General features: G+C 65.4%; 16 protein-coding genes. 3 read left to right on the top strand and 13 right to left on the bottom strand.

Annotated elements, in window-relative coordinates; genetic code table 11:
* The first annotated feature begins 56 nt into the window (after window positions 1-56).
* Window positions 57-1,058 carry a bile acid:sodium symporter family protein gene (locus tag N0K08_RS14015; protein ID WP_261501007.1) on the top strand — a complete coding sequence of 334 codons (1,002 nt, stop codon included), beginning with the start codon at window positions 57-59 and terminating at the stop codon, window positions 1,056-1,058.
* Here the strand turns inward: N0K08_RS14015 and N0K08_RS14010 are convergent.
* The 5 genes from N0K08_RS14010 to N0K08_RS13990 all read right to left on the bottom strand — a co-directional run bounded on the left by N0K08_RS14010 (window position 1,048) and on the right by N0K08_RS13990 (window position 5,925).
* Window positions 1,048-2,022 (bottom strand): isoaspartyl peptidase/L-asparaginase family protein, encoded by a 975-nt coding sequence (locus tag N0K08_RS14010; protein ID WP_261501006.1) that lies wholly within the window; start codon window positions 2,020-2,022, stop codon window positions 1,048-1,050. The two genes, N0K08_RS14015 and N0K08_RS14010, sit on opposite strands and share 11 nt — an antisense overlap.
* Window positions 2,023-2,150: 128 nt before the next feature.
* Entirely contained in the window at window positions 2,151-3,239 is a 1,089-nt protein-coding gene (locus tag N0K08_RS14005) for a DUF6817 domain-containing protein (RefSeq protein WP_261501005.1), read from the bottom strand.
* Between the two features lie 91 nt (window positions 3,240-3,330).
* Entirely contained in the window at window positions 3,331-4,131 is an 801-nt protein-coding gene (locus tag N0K08_RS14000) for a MetQ/NlpA family ABC transporter substrate-binding protein (RefSeq protein ID WP_261501004.1), read from the bottom strand.
* Window positions 4,132-4,212: 81 nt separating this feature from the next.
* A complete protein-coding gene (locus N0K08_RS13995; RefSeq protein WP_261501003.1) occupies window positions 4,213-4,878 on the bottom strand; it encodes a methionine ABC transporter permease in 666 nt (221 codons plus the stop codon).
* Window positions 4,879-4,881: 3 nt separating this feature from the next.
* A complete protein-coding gene (locus N0K08_RS13990) occupies window positions 4,882-5,925 on the bottom strand; it encodes a methionine ABC transporter ATP-binding protein (RefSeq protein WP_261501002.1) in 1,044 nt (347 codons plus the stop codon).
* A gap of 332 nt (window positions 5,926-6,257) precedes the next feature.
* Between N0K08_RS13990 and N0K08_RS13985 the strand changes: the two genes are divergently transcribed.
* Entirely contained in the window at window positions 6,258-7,184 is a 927-nt protein-coding gene (locus N0K08_RS13985; protein ID WP_315968007.1) for a Dyp-type peroxidase, read from the top strand.
* A 154-nt stretch (window positions 7,185-7,338) separates the two neighbouring features.
* Here N0K08_RS13985 and phaR read toward each other — a convergent pair whose 3' ends face one another.
* Window positions 7,339-7,878, bottom strand: coding sequence for a polyhydroxyalkanoate synthesis repressor PhaR (gene phaR / locus N0K08_RS13980; RefSeq protein ID WP_261501000.1), 540 nt, complete (start codon window positions 7,876-7,878; stop codon window positions 7,339-7,341).
* A 218-nt stretch (window positions 7,879-8,096) separates the two neighbouring features.
* On the opposite strand from phaR, the gene N0K08_RS13975 reads away from it, so the two are divergent.
* A complete protein-coding gene (locus N0K08_RS13975) occupies window positions 8,097-8,819 on the top strand; it encodes a ferredoxin--NADP reductase (protein ID WP_261500999.1) in 723 nt (240 codons plus the stop codon).
* A 9-nt stretch (window positions 8,820-8,828) separates the two neighbouring features.
* Here N0K08_RS13975 and N0K08_RS13970 read toward each other — a convergent pair whose 3' ends face one another.
* The 7 genes from N0K08_RS13970 to N0K08_RS13940 all read right to left on the bottom strand — a co-directional run bounded on the left by N0K08_RS13970 (window position 8,829) and on the right by N0K08_RS13940 (window position 17,074).
* Window positions 8,829-10,178, bottom strand: a complete 1,350-nt coding sequence (locus N0K08_RS13970; protein WP_261500998.1) for a serine hydrolase domain-containing protein — start codon at window positions 10,176-10,178, stop codon at window positions 8,829-8,831.
* Window positions 10,179-10,205: 27 nt separating this feature from the next.
* Entirely contained in the window at window positions 10,206-11,258 is a 1,053-nt protein-coding gene (locus tag N0K08_RS13965) for a porin (protein WP_261500997.1), read from the bottom strand.
* Window positions 11,259-11,395: 137 nt separating this feature from the next.
* Entirely contained in the window at window positions 11,396-12,382 is a 987-nt protein-coding gene (locus N0K08_RS13960; protein WP_261500996.1) for a tripartite tricarboxylate transporter substrate binding protein, read from the bottom strand.
* 45 nt (window positions 12,383-12,427) lie between these two features.
* Window positions 12,428-13,648 carry an acyl-CoA dehydrogenase family protein gene (locus N0K08_RS13955; RefSeq protein ID WP_261500995.1) on the bottom strand — a complete coding sequence of 407 codons (1,221 nt, stop codon included), beginning with the start codon at window positions 13,646-13,648 and terminating at the stop codon, window positions 12,428-12,430.
* A gap of 14 nt (window positions 13,649-13,662) precedes the next feature.
* On the bottom strand, window positions 13,663-15,282 hold the full coding sequence (locus N0K08_RS13950) for an AMP-binding protein (RefSeq protein ID WP_261500994.1): 1,620 nt from the start codon (window positions 15,280-15,282) through the stop codon (window positions 13,663-13,665).
* A 97-nt stretch (window positions 15,283-15,379) separates the two neighbouring features.
* Window positions 15,380-16,357, bottom strand: coding sequence for a LysR family transcriptional regulator (locus tag N0K08_RS13945; RefSeq protein ID WP_261500993.1), 978 nt, complete (start codon window positions 16,355-16,357; stop codon window positions 15,380-15,382).
* A gap of 72 nt (window positions 16,358-16,429) precedes the next feature.
* The gene (locus N0K08_RS13940) at window positions 16,430-17,074 is read right to left on the bottom strand and encodes a GntR family transcriptional regulator (protein WP_261500992.1); all 645 of its coding nucleotides are present in this window, start codon (window positions 17,072-17,074) and stop codon (window positions 16,430-16,432) included.
* Window positions 17,075-17,532: the final 458 nt, after the last annotated feature.

Raw genomic sequence — 17,532 nt, 5'->3', positions numbered from 1 at the left:
CCAATCAGGCCCTGAACGCAGACTCCGAGGTCTGCCCCCATTTTTGAAAGCACGGCATGGCCCGACCCCGATTTCTCCCCGACAACTTCACCCTGATGCTGATCGGCACCGTGTTGCTGGCCAGCGTACTGCCGGTCTACGGCAGCTTCGTGCGGCCTCTGGAGCTGATCACGATAGGGGTGATTTTTTTCCTGTTCTTCCTGCATGGCGCCAAGCTGTCGCGCCCCGCGATCTGGGCCGGCATCAGCCACTGGCGACTGCACCTGCTGGTCACGGCCATTACCTTCGTGGTCTTCCCGGTCATGGGCTGGGCGCTGCGCCCCGTGCTGGAGCCTTTGCTGACGCCCGACCTGTACCTGGGCGTGCTGTTCCTGTGCACCCTGCCCGCCACGGTGCAATCGGCGGTGACGCTGACAGCCGTAGCACGCGGCAACATGCCGGCCGCGATCTGCAGCGCGTCGGGCTCGACACTGATGGGCATTGTGATCACGCCTCTGCTGGTCGGCCTGCTGCTGTCGCACACCGCCACGAGCAGCGACCCGCTGCAGGCCATGGGCCGGATTGCGCTGCAATTGCTGCTGCCGTTCGCACTCGGTCACGGCCTGCGCCCCTGGGTCGGCCCCTTTTTGCAACGCCATGCCAAGCGCATGAAAGGACTGGACCAGAGCTCCATCCTGCTGGTCGTGTATTCGGCGTTCAGCGCTTCGGTCGTGGCCGGTCTGTGGTCCAAGATCCCGCCGGCCGCGCTGGCCATCCTGGTGCTGGTCTGTGCGCTGCTGCTGGCCCTGTCCATGGGCTTGAGCGCCTGGCTGGCGCGCCGCTTCGGCTTCTCCAAGGAAGATGAAATCACCATCGTGTTCTGCGGCGCGCAAAAAAGCCTGGTCAGCGGCGTGCCCATGGCCAAGGTACTGTTCGAGCCCAGCCTCATGGGCGTCATCGTCTTGCCGCTGATGATTTTCCACCCCATGCAGTTGATGCTCTCGGCCTGGGTGGCCGGGCGCTATGCACAGCGCCAGTCCCCGGCCGAACCGGTGGCCCCGGTGCCGATCAAGGCCTGAACCCGGCCTGTCCGTCCTCATGGAAGATGGCGGTGCAGGCAGGCTCGCCCTGGCGCTGCAGGCCGCGGTACATGCCTGAAGTATTGAAAGGCATGCGCACATCGCCCAGGGCATCGACGGCGATCAGGCCGCCCCGCCCGCCCATGCGCCGCAGCTCGCCGAACACCACATCGGGTGCGGCTTCCTGCAAGGTCTGGCCCCGGTAGACCATGCGTGCATGCACATCGTAGGCGGCCACCGCGCGGATGAAATGCTCGCCCGTGCCCGTGGTGACCACGGCGCAGCTCAAGTCGTTGGCATAGATGCCGGCCCCGATCACGGCGGAATCGCCCACCCGGCCCGGGCGCTTGCCGGTCAGCCCGCCCGTGGAGACGGCCGCCGCCAGGTGGCCATGGCAGTCCCGCGCCACCGCCCCCACGGTGCCTATCTTGCCGTTTTCCTGCAGCGGTGCCTCGGGGACGGCCGCAGCCGCCAGCAGGTCCAGCCCACCGCTCTGGACGTGACGCAACTGGGCCAGGCGTTCATCGGTATGGAAATAGGCTTCGGGCTCCATGGCCAGGCCCATCTGCTGCGCAAAGCACTCCGCGCCGGCGCCCACCATCAGCACATGGCCGGAAGACACCATCACGCTGCGCGCCAGCGCCACCGGGTTGCGCACATGGTGCACGCCAGCCACGGCGCCGGCCGCCAGATGGCGGCCCTCCATCAACGCCGCGTCCATTTCGTGGTGCGCGTCGGCCGTATAGACCGAGCCCCGTCCGGCATTGAACAACGGACAGTCTTCGAGCGACTCCACCGCCGCCTGCACCGCATCCAGCGCCGAGCCGCCGCCTTCGAGCACGGCAGCGCCCGCCGCCAGCGCCGCCTTCAGGCCCTGGTGGTAGGGCGCTTCGCTCTCAGGGGGGGACGACGATATCGTCCCAGCCCCACCGTGCACTGCAATCACATAACGGGAATCGACCATGGCTTTGCTCCCGGCGGCCTGCGCGCCGGGCCATCCCCACGCAGCCACCCGCCTCCTGCATGCTGCGCCCGCGGGCGAACCCCAGGCCGTAGGCCATGGCAGCAGCCGCTTGTCAGGCGGCGTCCCCGTCAGCCGCGCAGCGCCAGGTTGTTGAGCTTGTCCAGCCGCTCGGGCCAGCTGCCCTGCTGCGCCGATTGCCGCAGAATGCGCGTCCAGGCCACCCAGGCATCCCATTGCACGCGCTTGTCCCAGGCATTGCCCCAGGCGCTGAAGCACTGCAGAGCGCTGGTCGCCGCGCGTTCTGCGTCCTCGGCGCGGCCGGCCGACAGATAGAGCTGGGCCAGCACCATTTGCGGCTCGCCCACCCAGGGGTTGTGGCGCACGGCATGCTCGAGCACCGCCGTCGCGGCGTCCAGGTCGACCAGGGGCTGGTCCAGCTGGATCACCGACCAGTACAGCGAGGTCGCCGCGGCTTCGTCGGAGGCCGCCAGCGGCTGCGCGCACTGGCCGAACACCGGCGGCAGGGGCAGCAGGTTTTTCAGCGCCGGGTGCTGCAGCGCCAGGCCCAGGCTGGCAATCTGGTGCAGCATGCGGCCGCTGGGGCGCATGGGGCCGGGCCACAGCGAAGCCGCCCAGTGAACGGCCTGCGGGCGCTGGCTTTGCACCTGCGGAAACTGCGAATAGATATCGTCCTGCCAGCTGAACCACTGCTCTATGCTGTCGGCCATGCTGACGATGATGAAGGCCGCGACTTCGAACGGCGTGAGCAGCATGGGCTGGCCGTTCTTTTCCAGCACCATGGAGCCGTCGGCCTCGATCTGCCCGGCCATCACGCGCTGCACGAACTGCGTGCGGCTCATGGTGCAAAACAGATAGACCAGGTGTTCGGCGCGCTCGCCGACCAGCTCCGCCAGGCGCCCGCGCTCGCTGGCGGCGTCGAACTTCACCAGGTCGACAAAGGCATTGCCGTAGACGCTGTGCAGCAGGCCCAGCAGGCGCACGTCCCTGGGCTGCTGCCACAGGGCCAGCGAACGGGCCACGCCGACCAGGTGGTGGCGGAACGTGCCCGCCTTGTGCCAGTCCTGGCCCACGTTGCGCGCCAGCACCACCGGCAGCAAGGGCGCGAGGTCGGCATCCTTGGACAGCCACTCGTCGTCGAGCAGGGTCTGGGCGCGCGCGAACAGGGCTTGGTCCAGATCATGAAAAGGCAGGGTCATGGCAATCTCTCCATCGCAAATCGAAAAAAAAGCGCTGGGCCCAGGCGCAGCGCATCAGAGGCTGGCCAGCCCGCAGGCTGGCACCAGCGCCTTACCAGGCGACCGTGTACGCACCCTTGAAGGTGCTGTCGACGAACTGCTTGACTTCAGCCGACTGGTAGGCCTTCACGAAGGCCAGCAGGTCGGCGTCTTTCTCATGGCCGGCGCGTGTAGCGATCAGCACCGTCACATAGGGCGTGTTGGTATTTTCCAGCGCCAGCGAATCCTTTTGCGGCGACAGGCCTGCCGCCACGGCGTAGCTGCTGTTGACGGCCGCGGCATCCAGGTCGTCAAGCGAGCGCGCCAGTTGCGCGGCTTCGAGTTCGATGAACTTGAGCTTCTTGGGGTTGGCCGTGATGTCGAGCACCGAAGCGCGCGCGCCCACGCCGGGCTTGAGCGTGATCAGCTTTTGCTCGACCAGCACCAGCAGGGCGCGCGAGCCGTTGGTGGGGTCGTTGGGAATGCCCACGCGGGCGCCGGTCTTCAAATCCTGCAGGCTTTTGATCTTCTTCGAGTACACGCCCATTTGCTGGTTCACGGCCTTGGCCACGGGCACGAGCTTGTAGCCGCGGTCCTTGTTCTGCGCGTCCATGAAGGGCTGGTGCTGGTAGATGTTGGCGTCGATCTCGCCTTGCACCAGCGCCGCGTTGGGCTGGATGAAGTCACCGAACTCCACCAGCTTGACCTTGAGGCCGCTCTTTTCCGCGACGCGCTTGGCGACTTCGGCGATCTGGGCATGGGGTCCGGCGGTCACGCCGATCACCACCTGCTGGTCCGCGGCGAACGCCGGCAGGGCCGTCAACGGCAGCACGGCCGCCAGGGCCAGGGTTTGCAACAAAGAGCGCTTGTTCATCGTCAAAATCCTACTTTCCTGTTTCCCGGCCCGGTTCGGGCACCCATCACGCCCCCAGGCCTGGGGGCTCTTGTCTGCAGCTCAGCGGTGGCTCAAGCGGCGCACGACCCAGTCGCCCAGGCTCTGGATGGCCTGCACGAAGAAGATCAGCACGACCACCACGGCCAGCATCACGTCCGGCAGGAAGCGCTGGTAGCCGTAGCGGATGCCCAGGTCGCCCAGGCCGCCGCCGCCGATCGCGCCGGCCATGGCCGAGTAGCCGGTCAGGCTCACGAAGCTGATGGTCAGGCCGGCGACGATGCCTGGCAAGGCTTCGGGCAGCAGCACTTTCCAGACGATCTGGGTGGTGGTCGCGCCCATGGCCTGGGCGGCTTCGACCAGGCCGTTGTCGACTTCGCGCAGCGCGCTTTCGACCAGGCGTGCGACAAACGGCGCAGCCGCCAGCGTCAGCGGCACCACGGCCGCGCCCGTGCCGATGGACGAGCCCGTGATCAGGCGCGTGAGCGGAATGATGGCCACCAGCAAGATGATGAAGGGCGTGGAGCGCACGGCGTTGACGATCCAGCCCACGGTCTTGTTCAGCGGGCCGTTTTCCAGCACGCCGCCTTCGTCCGTGAGGCGCAGGAACACGCCCAGCGGAATGCCCAGCAGACCACCGACCAGGCCGGAAATACCGACCATCACCACGGTTTCCCACAGCGAAGTGGCAAACAGCTCCAGCATCATTTCAGAGAAATTTTCAAACATCGCTCAACCCTCGATCTGCACGGTTTCGACCTGTACGCCGGCGGCGCGCAGGTGCGCGACAGCCGCCAGGATTTGCGCGGCATCGCCGCTGGCGAACACGGCCAGCGAGCCGAACGTCTGCTCCTGGATCTCGTCGATCTGGCCGTGCAGGATGCTCAGGTCCAGGCCGAAATCGCGAATCATCTGCGACAAGATGGGCTGGTAGGCGCTTTCGCCCGCATACGACAGGCGCAGCAACTGACCCGACTTACCCTGGAGGTTGGTGGCCAAGGTGCGCACGCGCGCCAGCACGCTGGCCGGCAACTCCTGGGGCAGGATTTCGTCGATCAGGCTCTTGGTGATGGGTTGCTGCGGCCGGGTGAAGACGTCGATGACCGGGCCCATTTCCGCAATCCGGCCGGCTTCGATCACCGCCACGCGGTCGGCGATCTGCTTGATGACCTGCATCTGGTGGGTGATCAACACCACCGTCAGGCCCAGCTCGCGGTTGACCTGGCGCAACAGGTCCAGGATGGAGCGCGTGGTTTCAGGGTCGAGTGCCGACGTGGCTTCGTCGCTGAGCAGCACCTTGGGGTTGCTGGCCAGTGCGCGGGCAATGCCCACGCGCTGCTTTTGCCCGCCCGAAATCTGCGAAGGGTAGCGATCGCGCAGCGCGCTCAGGCCGACCAGATCCAGCAACGGGTCGACCCGCTTGCGGATGTCTGCCTTGGACATGCCAACCAGCTCCAGCGGCAGCGCGGCATTGTCAAACACGGTGCGCGAAGCCAGTAGGTTGAAGTGCTGGAACACCATGCCGATATCGCGGCGCGCGGCACGCAGGTCGGCGTCGTTCAGTTTGGTCAGGTCGCGGCCGTTGACGATCACTTCGCCCTGGGTCGGCCGGTTGAGCAGGTTGATGCAGCGCACCAGCGAGCTTTTGCCCGCGCCGCTGCGCCCGATGATGCCGAACACTTCGCCGGCCTGGATATGCAAGTCGATGCCGCGCAAGGCCTCGACCGGGCCGGTCGGGCCTTGGTAGATCTGGGAGAGCCCCCGAATGTCGATCATGGAATGTGCTTTGGCGCAGTGCACACACCCGGTCTGCCTGCGCTCGTTGAGTTGAAAAAACGCGTTCACGCCGCGCACGGCAGGAACGATCAGAAATGGCAATAGCCCGCTGGCCTGCCTCGCAGCGCCAAATGGGTGTTAACCCTTAACTATGCCTCAATTTGCCGCCTGTACCGGCGGCATGGGGCATTTTCCCTCTGCGGCCGCAGCCTGCCGCGCGCACCACAAGTGGGCTGCGGACATGGGCGCCAGCGTGCATTGTCTTTGTTTTACGGCCTGGGCACGCGCTTTGCCAGCCACAATGGTGGTTCGACCTCACTATGAAGCACCTCATGACACTTTCTCAAGCAGGAATCATGCAGCCCATCCCTGCGATTGGGCGTTATGTCTTTTTCTCCCTGTCGGCCGATGCGCAAGGCGACGCCGCCGTGCTGCGCCAAAGCCTGCAGCGCCTGGCCGCCCTGGTGGACGGCAAGCGCGTGGTCGCGGCCCTGGGAACTGAACTGGTGCAGGCACTGGGCGCCCAGGTGCCCGGCCTGCGTCCCTTCCCCGAATTGACCGGCCCGGGCGTGAAAGCGCCCTCCACGTCCGTGGCGCTGTGCCTGTGGCTGCGCGGCAATGACCTGGGCGAGCTGCTGCAGCCCACCCGCGCGCTGGAAAAGGCGCTGGCACCGGCGCTCAAGATCAGCCGCATCGTCGAAGCATTCCGCCACGGCAAGGGCCCGACGGGCCACGGCCTGGACCTGACCGGCTATGAAGACGGCACCGAAAACCCGGAAGGCGAGGCAGCCGAAGCCGCGGCATTTGCCAGCGGTCTCGGCGATGGAATGGATGGATCGAGCTTTCTGGCGCTGCAGCAGTGGCTGCACAACTTCGATGCGTTCGACGCCATGCCGCCTCAGGAGCAGGACCACTGCGTGGGCCGCCGGCGCAGCGACAACGAAGAGCTCGATGACGCACCCGAGTGGGCCCACGTCAAGCGCACGGCCCAGGAAAGCTTCACGCCCGAAGCTTTTGTGCTGCGCCGCTCCATGCCCTGGGCCTTGCACAGCCCCAGCGGCGACAAGGGCGGCCTGATGTTCGCGGCCTATGGCTGCTCCTTCGATGCGTTTGAAGCCCAGCTGCGCCGCATGCTGGGCCAGGAAGACGGCATCGTCGACGCCCTGTTCCGCTTCTCCACGCCCGTCACCGGCAGCTATCTGTGGTGCCCGCCCATGCGCAATGGGCAGCTCGATCTGCGGCAGCTGGGCGTGAATTAGGCCCCCCTGAGCCGCTTCGCGCTAGGCGCGCCCCGTCTTCCCCCTGAGGGGGACGACACCATCGCAGCGGGGCGGCCCTTGCTCGGTGTCCCTGGGCTGGGGCGCGCCAGTTTCACAGGCCGTGAACTGAGCGGCGAAGCCGCTCAGGGGGTGATCACCGCTTCAACCCCATCGCCCCCAGCATCTGCTCGGTCTGCTTTTGCACCTGCTCCTGCATCTGCGTGAGCATGGTTTGCGACTGGTCGAGGTAATTGCCCATCATGCCTTGCACCATGGATGGCTGCATGCGCACGAACTGGTTCCACATTTCCGGCGTTCCGCCCTGGGCCTGCTCGGCCATGCGGGCCTGGAAGTCGCTGAACATCTGCACGTTCGTCTCCAGGCAGGCGCCTATGCTGCCCTGCATGGCATGGCCGTAGAAACGGATGATGTTGGCCAGCACCGTTTCGCTGAACATGGGTTTGCCGCCAGCTTCTTCCTCCAGAATGATTTGCAGCAGTATGCTGCGCGTGAGGTCGTCCCCCGTCTTGGCGTCGCGGACCACCAGTTGCTCGTTGGCCATCAACAGCGTTTTGACTTCGGTCAGCGTGATGTACGAGGATGTATCCGTGTCATAGAGCCGGCGGTTGGGGTACTTCTTGATGACCCGTGGCTTGGGCTTGGCTTGCTCGGTCGATGTCTTGTTCTCTTGCACGGCTGGCTCCTCTGGGCTTGGCGCCCCTGCTTTGCACTGCAATGGTGATTTTAGGCGCAGGGCGTAGCCCCCTTGCGCAGAGCTAACCCTGACCACAGGCGGCGCGCATCCCTAGCAAGGCGCTTGGCAGCACCCAGACAGCGGGAATGTTTTGCCCCATGGCTGCATCCAATGACCAGCAGCCCCTGGAATCCATGCACTCACCTGCGAGGTTCATCATGACCATGCACACCACCCGGCTCCTGGCCCGCGACCTGGTTGCCGAAGGCACGCTGGCGTTTCATTTCGAGCGGCCGCCCGGCTTCGAGTTCAAGCCAGGCCAGGCCATGGATGTCGTGCTCGGCGCGGACCAGACGTCCACCCAGCCCGAGGTCCGCCACACGTTCTCCATCGTCAGCGCGCCCTTCCAGAACGAACTGATCGTCGCCACCCGCATGCGTGACAGCGCCTTCAAACGCGCCTTGGGCGCCCTGCCCATAGGGTCAGCGCTCACGCTCGACGGCCCGTTCGGATCGCTGGGCCTGCACAAGGCCGCCGCCCGCGCGGGCATCTTCATCGCCGGCGGCATCGGCATCACGCCCTTCATGAGCATGTTGCGGCAGGCGGCCCACCTGCAAACGCCGCAAGACCTGTTGCTGCTGTACTCCAACCACCGTCCCGAAGACGCGGCTTTTCTCGGCGAACTGCGGCAGCTGGAAACCCTGAACCCCAGGTTCCACATGAACGCCACGATGACGCAGATGGGCCGTTCCTCCCAGGCCTGGGCCGGGCATACGGGGCCCATCGACAGCGGCTTCGTGCAGCGTGCCATGCAGGGGCTGCCCACCCCCATCTTCTACATCGCCGGACCGCCGGCCATGGTCGAAGCCATGCGGCCTGTCCTGGCCGGCGCGGGCGTCGATGAGGATGATGTGCGCAGCGAGGAGTTTTTCGGCTACTGAGCACCGGGCTCAGCGCCCGGCACCCGCCAGACGTTCTTCGATCGCGCGTGCCAAGGCGACCAGGGCATCACCGCTGCGCAACTCGTTCTCATGCGCGGCCGCCGCCTGGTTGCCCGACACCGAGCGCGCGCGCGTATCGGCGTAGGCGCCGAACTGCACCAGCGTGAGTTCGTTGGCCGGATCGACATACAGCCGCTGGCCGAAGCGCCCGGAAGCATACAAGGCCCCCTGGGTGTCGCCCGGATACCACCAGAAATTCCCGTAACCGGTTTGGTTGCGGCCCGCGCGTGCCAGGCGCTCCTGGTTGCCTGCCGACGGCGCCCGCAGAATGCGCGCCAGGGCCTCGCGCGGCACCACTTGCCGACCGCCTATGCGGCCCTGGTTGCGAACCAGCTCACCAAACCGCGCTGCATCGCGCAAGGTGCTGGACAGCCCGCCCGCAGCGAACTCCACGCCGGCCGCATCCACCGAGAAATAGGCGTCGTCCTGCGCGCCCATGGGACGCCATAGGCGCTCGCCCACGAGCTGCGCCAGCGCTTTCCCGGTGATGCGCCGCAGCGCCCAGGCCACGGATTCGGTGGCGCCGTTCTGGTAATAAAAGGTGCTGCCGTGCGAAGCCTCCATCGAGCGGGTGGCGGTCAATAGAAAGTCGTGGATGGTTCCCGGCATGCCTTCTCTCGCCGGCAACAGTCCTGCGGCGGTGAAGAGCCCGATATCGGGCGGGAGCTGCGGCAGATAGGCGAGTGCGACCTCCATGTCCAGGTTCTGCTGCACGGTCGCCTTGCCAAACGGCGTATCGGCCAGCTCCGGCACATAGCGCGACACCGGCGCGGCTGGATCCAAGCGGCCCTCCTCCACCAACTGCGCGGCCAGCAGTCCGATGACGGATTTCGACATCGACGCCCAACCATGGGCGTCGTGCATGTCCATGCCGCCGTAGTAACGCTCATGGACCACACGCCCCCGGTGCAGCACCAGCAGCCCGTCGACACGGTTGCCCGCAAGATATTGCGCGAACGTGGCTGTGCGCCCCTCGGGCATGGCCAAGCGCATGTCGTCGAGCGCCAGGCTGGCGCCCTCCGGCAGTTCGGCAGCGACGTCGGCGTGGCGAATTCCGGCCGTGGGGACGACCAGGCGGGTGTTGCGCATCGCCCAGCGGATATTCGCCGGCATCAGCCAGTTGGCCCGCGTGACGCGCGGTGCCACCAAGTCCTGGGCCGGCGCGCTCACTGCCGGCACGGCAGCGTCCTGCGCATGCCCGGTGGCGGACAGGCAAAGCAAGGCGGCGCAGGCCAGCGCGCGCAGCCGCCAATGCGGTGCATGCGGCGACATGGAGCGAGAAGAGGTGAAAACAGACATGGGCATGTGCTTTGCATCCAAAACGCATCAGAAATTGTGGCGAACACCGACCGCGATGAGGCTCGCGGAATTGCCGCTGTTCGCCGCCACGGGAATCTGGGCCAGCGACGCCGAGGCATTGGCGCCGTTGTCCAGATGCAGCCAGCGGCTATACAGCGCAGTGCGTTTGCTCAGGGCATAGTCGTAGCCCAGCGTCCAGGCCCGTTGCGAGCGCGCGCTGTGGCTGACCTTGCGCTGCACCACGGCGACGGCCAGACGCGATTGCAGCGTGGCATTCCACGCGGCGCCCAGGCTCACCAGTTGTGCAGCGCCGACGCCGGGGCGGTTGACTTCATTGCGTGCCAGCGTGCCGAAGAACTGCCATTGCGGGCCGCGGTAGGCAGCGCTGAGCGATTGGTAGGTGGATTTTTCGGGATCGGCCACGGGCACAGCCGCCGAACCGGAATAGGCACGCTGGAAGGCATAGGCGACATACCACGGCTGCCGCGACCAGCCCAGGCTGCCGCTGTACAAATCGCCGCTGCGCTGGCTCAATGCGCCCGCTTCGCCGGGTGCGTAAGCCAGGTCGGTGAACAGCCCTTGCCCCAATGGCGTGCGATAACGCAGCATGTTGCTCGCGCGTGGTGCGAAAGAGCGCAAACCCGGCTGCGCATCCACCATGGCTGCCAGATTCATGGGCGAGAACACGGTGTTCAAAGCGAACGCATCGGCGCGGGCGACGGCCTGGAACATGGGCGTGTACATGCGCCCCATATCCAGCGCGCCCCAAGGCCCTGACAGCCCCAGCGACGATTGCCGCATGAAAGAAAATGCAGACCCGCCATTTCCAGTGCCCGTATCCGTGTCCAGGCCGCCCTCCAGAACAAAGCGGGCGGACCAGCCGCCGCCGAGGTCTTCCGTGCCACGGAAACCAAGCCGTGAAGCACTATTGCCGCCACTGTCCTGGCGGGTCGACGAGTAGGCGCCGGACTTCGCATGACCGACATACATATCGACCGTGCCAAACACGCTCACTGCGCTTTGCGCCGACGCGCAGGCGCAGGCCGCCAACGCCGCGAGAGCGGCTATGGTTTTCATCATGTCTTGTCTCCTGGGATTTTTATCAATGCGCGGTGCGCCAGGCCTTGGCCGTTTGCAGCGCCCGCATTCCATGTCGCCAAAGAACCCTCGGCCTGAACCCGACCACGCAGATGCGCGGTGATTCAAGCCCAACGCACTTACAGCGGAACCAGCTTCGTGGCTTTCATCATGGCTTCGGTGAAAGCGATTTCCTTCACGAAATCCTGGATGTATTCCTGCGCACTGGCGGACGGCCGGACATTGCCGCCATTGGCTTCGAGCTGCGCTCGCAGGCCGGGCTGCTGCAGCGCCTTCTCGAAGGCCGCGCTGACGCGTGCGACGATGGGGTCGGGCGTGGCTGCGGGAACCGATATCCCGCCCCAGGAAGTGAGATCGACACCCCGCACGCCGAGCTCCGCCAGCGTCGGCACATCGGGCAGCAAGGGGTTGCGCTGCGCTCCGGCGATGGCGATGGCCTTGAGCTTGCCCACCTGGATCTGCGGATACGCCACGCCGAAGATAGGCATGCCGAAACTCACCTGCTTGCCCAGTACCGCGTTCACCAACTCCGACGCCCCTTTGTAGGGAACATGCGTGGCTTGCACATGCTGGGCGCTGAGCAGCAACTCCACCCCCAGGTGAGAGGGCGTGCCCACCCCGCCGGAGGCATAGTTCAGCTGGCCTGGCGCGGCCCGCATGCGCGCCGTGAGCTCCGCCAAAGTGGGCGTGGCCGAATCGACGGGAACGATCAGCACGATGTCCGACGACGTCAGCCGCATGACATGGCGAAAGTCCTTGAGCGCGTCGTAGCCCGGGTCCTTGTACATGCCCATGTTGGCCGCCATGGGCGCTGCCGAGTAGACCCAGGTGTAGCCGTCGGGCGCCGCCTTGGCCGCCAGGCGCGCGCCAATGTTGCCGCCCGCGCCCCCCTTGTTGTCGACGATGATCGCCTGGCCGAGCAGCGGCGAGACGGCATTCGCCAGAAGGCGCGCTGTGATGTCCGGGCCCGTGCCCGCCTGGTAAGGCAGCACCCACCGGATGGGGCGGCTGGGCCAGACGTCGGCCGCCAAAGCGGGCCAAGCCGCGGGCAGCAAAGCCGTGGCCAAAGCGCGGCCCAGCAAGGTCCGCCGTTGTGAGTCGATCATGTCTTGTCTCCTGGCTTGTTTGTTTTTTTGTGTCGGCCGGGCTGTTCAGCGCAGCTCGCCGACCAGTTCGCGCGCAATGGTATTGCGCTGGATTTCGCTGGTGCCGGTCAGCACGCGGTACATGCGCAGCATGCGGAACAGGAACTCCACCCGCCGCCCTTGCACGATGCCTTCGCCGCCGTGGATCTGCACCGCCTTGTCGGCAATGCGAAAGCCCGCCTCGGAGCAGAACAGCTTGGCCATCGAGGCCTGGGCCCGCGCTTCGGAGCCGGCGTCGATCTGGCGCGCCGTCGCGATCATCAACGCGCGGGCCGCGGCCAGGTCGGTGGCCATGTCGGCCAGCATGTGCTGTATGGCCTGGAACTGGCCGATGGCGCGCCCGAACTGGCGGCGCTGGCAGGCGTAGTCGCGGGCATCGCGCAGCGCTGCCGTCGCCAGGCCGACCATGGCCGGACAGTGCAGCAGCCGGTTCACGGTGATGCGCCCCAGCGCCAGCGCCAGCCCTCGCCCCTGCTCGCCGATCAGCTGTGCCGCCGGCACCCGCACATTCTCCAGCACGATGTCGCCCGTGTGGGACTGCCCTGCCATCGTCTTGTAGCCTGCCTCCACCCGCACGCCCGGCTGCGCCAGGTCGACGAAGAAGGCGGAGATCTCGCGCTGCTGCGGATCGCTCGATGTCGACGCCAGCAACACGGCCAAATCCGCAAAGGGAGAACCCGAAATGAATCGCTTGCGCCCATGGATGACGAAGTCGTCGCCATCGCGCACTGCCTGGGTCTGCAGCGCCCCCGCGTCAGAGCCCGCCTCCACTTCGGTCAGCGCAAAACAGATCGCCTTTTCGGCACGCGCCACCGGCAGGATGAAACGCTCCATCTGCCATGGCGTGGCCTGGCGGGCCAGCGCTCCCACCCGCGGCGGGCCGCTGAGCTCGCCCAGGATATGCGGCGCAAAAGGGGAACCATGGGCGTAGATCGCTTCCTTGATCAGCACATGGTCGAGCACCGACAGGCTAGGCCCCCCCATCTGAGTGGGCAGGGTCATGCCGTAGAAGCCCAGCGCATGCGAGCGCCGCCAGACCTGGCGCAGCGTCTCCAGATCCGGGCTGTTCTCATGGTCGATGCCTTTGTCGCGCGCCAGCGCTGCCAGCTCGCCGTGCAGGAAGTCGTTGATGCGAGCGATCCAGTCGGCGGCCTGGGGCGAGCCTTCAAAAGGGATGTCAAAAAGCGGCGCGGCGCGGCTGTCAAGGGCTTGGGGCGTGGACGTCATTGCGTGTTCCTTCATCAGTTGACCATGCGGCTGCGATCGGCCCAGTACGGCGTCTGAATGGCTCTGCGTGCCACCTTGCCGTTGGGGTTCTTGAGCAGCGAAGAAACGAACTCAATGTGGCGCGGCCGCTTGAAGCCGGCCAGCAACGGGGCACAAAAGGCATCGAGCACTGCATTGCTGGCCGTGCAACCGGGCTTGAGCACCACATGCGCGGCTACCGCCTCGCCCCATTTGTCATCGGGAATGGCAAAGACACAGGCCTCGGCCACCGCGTCGTGCTGGTAGAGCACGGCCTCGACCTCGGAGGGGTAGACGTTGAAGCCGCCGCTGATGACCATGTCCTTCTTGCGATCGACGATGTAGATGTAGCCGTCGTCGTCCATGCGCGCCAGGTCGCCGGTGTGATAAATGCCGTTCTTGAGCACTTCGGCGGTGAGCTCGGGCGCCTGCCAGTAACCCGCAAAAACGTCCGGTCCGCTGACCACGATTTCGCCGATGTCGCCCGCGCCCACGGGCTGGCCGGCATCGTCGACGATCTCGACATTCGATTCGAGAAACGGCCGCCCGCACGAGGCCAGGCGCTCGGGCCGTGCAGCGCGGGCAAACAAATGGTCTTCGGTCGTCAAGCCGCACACGCCCGAAGTCGTTTCCCCCGCGCCGTAGCCCTGGGAAAGAATGGGACCGAACACATCCATGGCGCGCAGGATGCGGGCTGGCGCCATGGGCGCGGCGCCGTATCCCAGGCGCTGCAGGTCGGGCAGCGGGCGGTATTGATTCCCCAGCTCGGCCAGCAGCATGTTGATCATGGTCGGCACCATGAAGGTATGCGTGACGCGATCCGTCTTCATCTCGGCCAGAAAACGGCCCGGCTCGAAGCTGGAGAACAGGCGAATCGTCGCGCCGCTGCACAGCGCGGGAGCGATCTGCATGCCCGAAGCATGGGTGATCGGGCCCACCAACCCCAGAATATGTCCGGCCTGCAGGTGCTCCGAGCGCGTCAGGAACTTGCGCAGCTGCGCCAGCCGGTTGCCAAACGTCTGCATCGCCGCCTTGAGAACGCCCGACGATCCCGATGTGTAGTGCAGCACGGCGACCTCATCGGCCGTCACGCGCACGGCGCTGAACACATCGCTGGCCTGGGCCAACGCGCCTTCATAACTGCTGGCGTCGCTGGCTTGCGGCCCGCCATCGAGCAGCAGCAGGCCTGGCATCGAGCCCTGGATGTGGGGCCGAAACGCCTCCGCCCGCTGGGCCGTGGTGACCACCAGGGCGGCGCCGCTGTTCGCCACGACATCGCCCACTTCCGCGGGCGAGAGCCGGGAATTGAAAGGCGCCTTGACGAGTCCGGCCTTGTAGCAGGCCAGCTCGATTTCGACCACCTCGATGCAATTGGGCAGATAAATGCCGACGCGGTCGCCGCGCCGCAAACCCGCAGCCAGCAGCGCATTCGCCAGGCGGTTCGAGCGCTGCTCCAATTCAGCGTAGGTGCTGCTGCGGTCAGGGCTTTTGACCGCGATGCGCGGGCCGAAAGCGCGTGCGCAGCGCGAGATGAGTTCGCCAACGTTGGCGACCCAGATGGGGGACTGACTCACAGGCTCTCCTTGGTGTGCGGTGCGTTCTGCCCGCCTATGCATCGCAGTGTCCCAAACCACCAGGCATCAAGGAAATACTGTTTTGTTATCCATAGCCATCAATGAAATTGATGAGCCCCTCCCATGCAAAGCCTCAGGCCTACTGCTCCGGCAGCAGCAGATCCGCCTCCCAGAGGCCCGCGCGAATCAGGTGCCGCGACATCTGCTCCAGCGCTTCCATCACCGCGCACGCCGCCAGGCTGGGAGTGCGGTCGGCCAAGGTGGCCAGGTGATAGCTGCGCGGCAACTCGGGGTTGACCACCCGGGCAGTCACCCAGTTCTCCGCCGGTGGCGGGCTGTCGGACAAGGAGCAGGCGGGCGTAAAGGCAAAGCCCGCGCCACATCGGTAGAGCGATCGGATGACGCGCAGGGAATCATGCTCGTGCACCACGTTCAAGACCACCCCCAGCGAAGCTGCCGCATCTTCCACGTTCTGCCGGATGGAAAATCGCCGCGACTGCAGCAGCAGCGGCAATTGCACGGCTTGCGCAAAATCGATCTCCGGCCGTGCCACGCCGCCCGCATTGCCTGGGAAGCGCAGCAACGCGGCCACCGCGCCATCCGCATCCTGCCCGCTGATGTACATGGACTCACGCGCCAGGGGCTTGCAGCGCAAGCCGTCCACCTGCGCCGTATTGACCAGGATGCCCACGTCGGCCCGGCGATCGAGCATGGCATTCTTCACCATCAAGCTCAGGTCATCGAGCACGAACACGCGGATGCGCGGATGGCTTGTCTTCAAGTGCGCCAAAACCGGCCCCATCAGCAGCGAAGCCAACAAAAACGGCACCGCCACCGTGACCGAGCCCTCAGGCCCTTGAGGCAAACGCTGTATGCGTTCACGCACGGCATCGGCATCGGAAAGCAAGCGGCGCGCGTCCTCATAAAGCTGCAGTCCCGCGGGCGTGGGCGTCACACCGGCATGCGAACGCTCGAAGAGTTTGGCACCCAACTCAGCTTCCAGCTTCTTGATTTGCGCGGTCAGCGCAGGCTGCGCGATGAACAGCGAGCCCGCCGCGCGCGAGAGGCTGCCCGCCTCCAGCACGGCAATGAAATAACGAAGAGTGCGCAGATCCATGGTGCGGTCATTGTCGCCGCACCACGGCGGAAGGCTCGGGGCGCGATCGCTCAGGGCGCGCTCGCCCGCCGCTCACTCGTCAAACATGCTTTGCAGGATCACGTCCGCCGTCACCTTGGAGTGCTTCTTGATCAGCTTCTCCATGGCATCCGCATCGCCGGACTTCATGACGTGCAGGATTTCCTGGTGCACGGAGTTCACATTTTTCGACCCTGGCGCTTTCTCTATCCAGATCCGCATCAAGGGCTCAATCAGTGCATGCAATGACGATATTTGCGCCAGCAAACGCGGCGCCTGACTGATTGCCGATATTTTTTCATGGAACTCGCGGTGCGCTGTGATCCACAAGGACAAATCCGACTTCACCGACTCCAGCCGGCTCAACAGGAATTCCAACTCGTGAATATCTGAAGCCGTGGCTTTCGTCACCGCCTTGGCCGCGGCCAGGGCTTCCAGGGCGGCACGCATTTCAAAAATCTCCTGGACTTCATCCTTGCTGAGCTTTTTCACCACGGCCCCGCGATTGGCACGCATCGCCACCAGCCCTTCCGTCGACAGCCGCCGCAATGCTTCGCGAATCGGCATTCTGCTCATATCCAGCACTTCCGCGACGTCTTCAGCCACAATTCTTTGGCCCGGCTGCAACTCCCCCATACGGATCGCATTGAGCAAATATTGGTACGCCTCTTCCTGGGCGCTCAACTGATTACGATTCATAGATTCAAACCTTCCAGGACCGAGAAATTTTATTCGTCAATATATTCATATTGAATATATTTGATATGTGGCCTGCCAGTCATTTCGCCGTCACCATCATCCAGATTTGCGCTGACACCGCCATGTCTGGCGCGCTAGAAATCTCTGGTGTGGAGCATGCGCCTCCCCCATTGTAAAAGCGCGCCGCCCCATTTCACCGTCGCATCGCGCGCCTTCAAGGCATGCACCGTTTTCGACCACCGCGCAGCGCGCCCACGATGGCGCCCCAGCGCTTCGCGCACCAAGCTGATGCGGCCCCCAGGTCCGCGCCCTGCTTTCGGCCGACCGCGCCAGCGACATGTCCGGGAAAAACGCCGCCGCGCCTCTCTGTACAGGCGATTTCCTCGCTCCGTTCCTGCCCCTTCGGCACACACATGGCACGGTGCTTGCTTGCAATAAATTGGATCCAAGTATCCAAG

It is taken from the genome of Acidovorax bellezanensis, assembly GCF_025421555.1.
Lineage (GTDB): Bacteria > Pseudomonadota > Gammaproteobacteria > Burkholderiales > Burkholderiaceae_C > Comamonas > Comamonas bellezanensis.
This window is presented reverse-complemented; position numbering and strand designations above follow the sequence as displayed.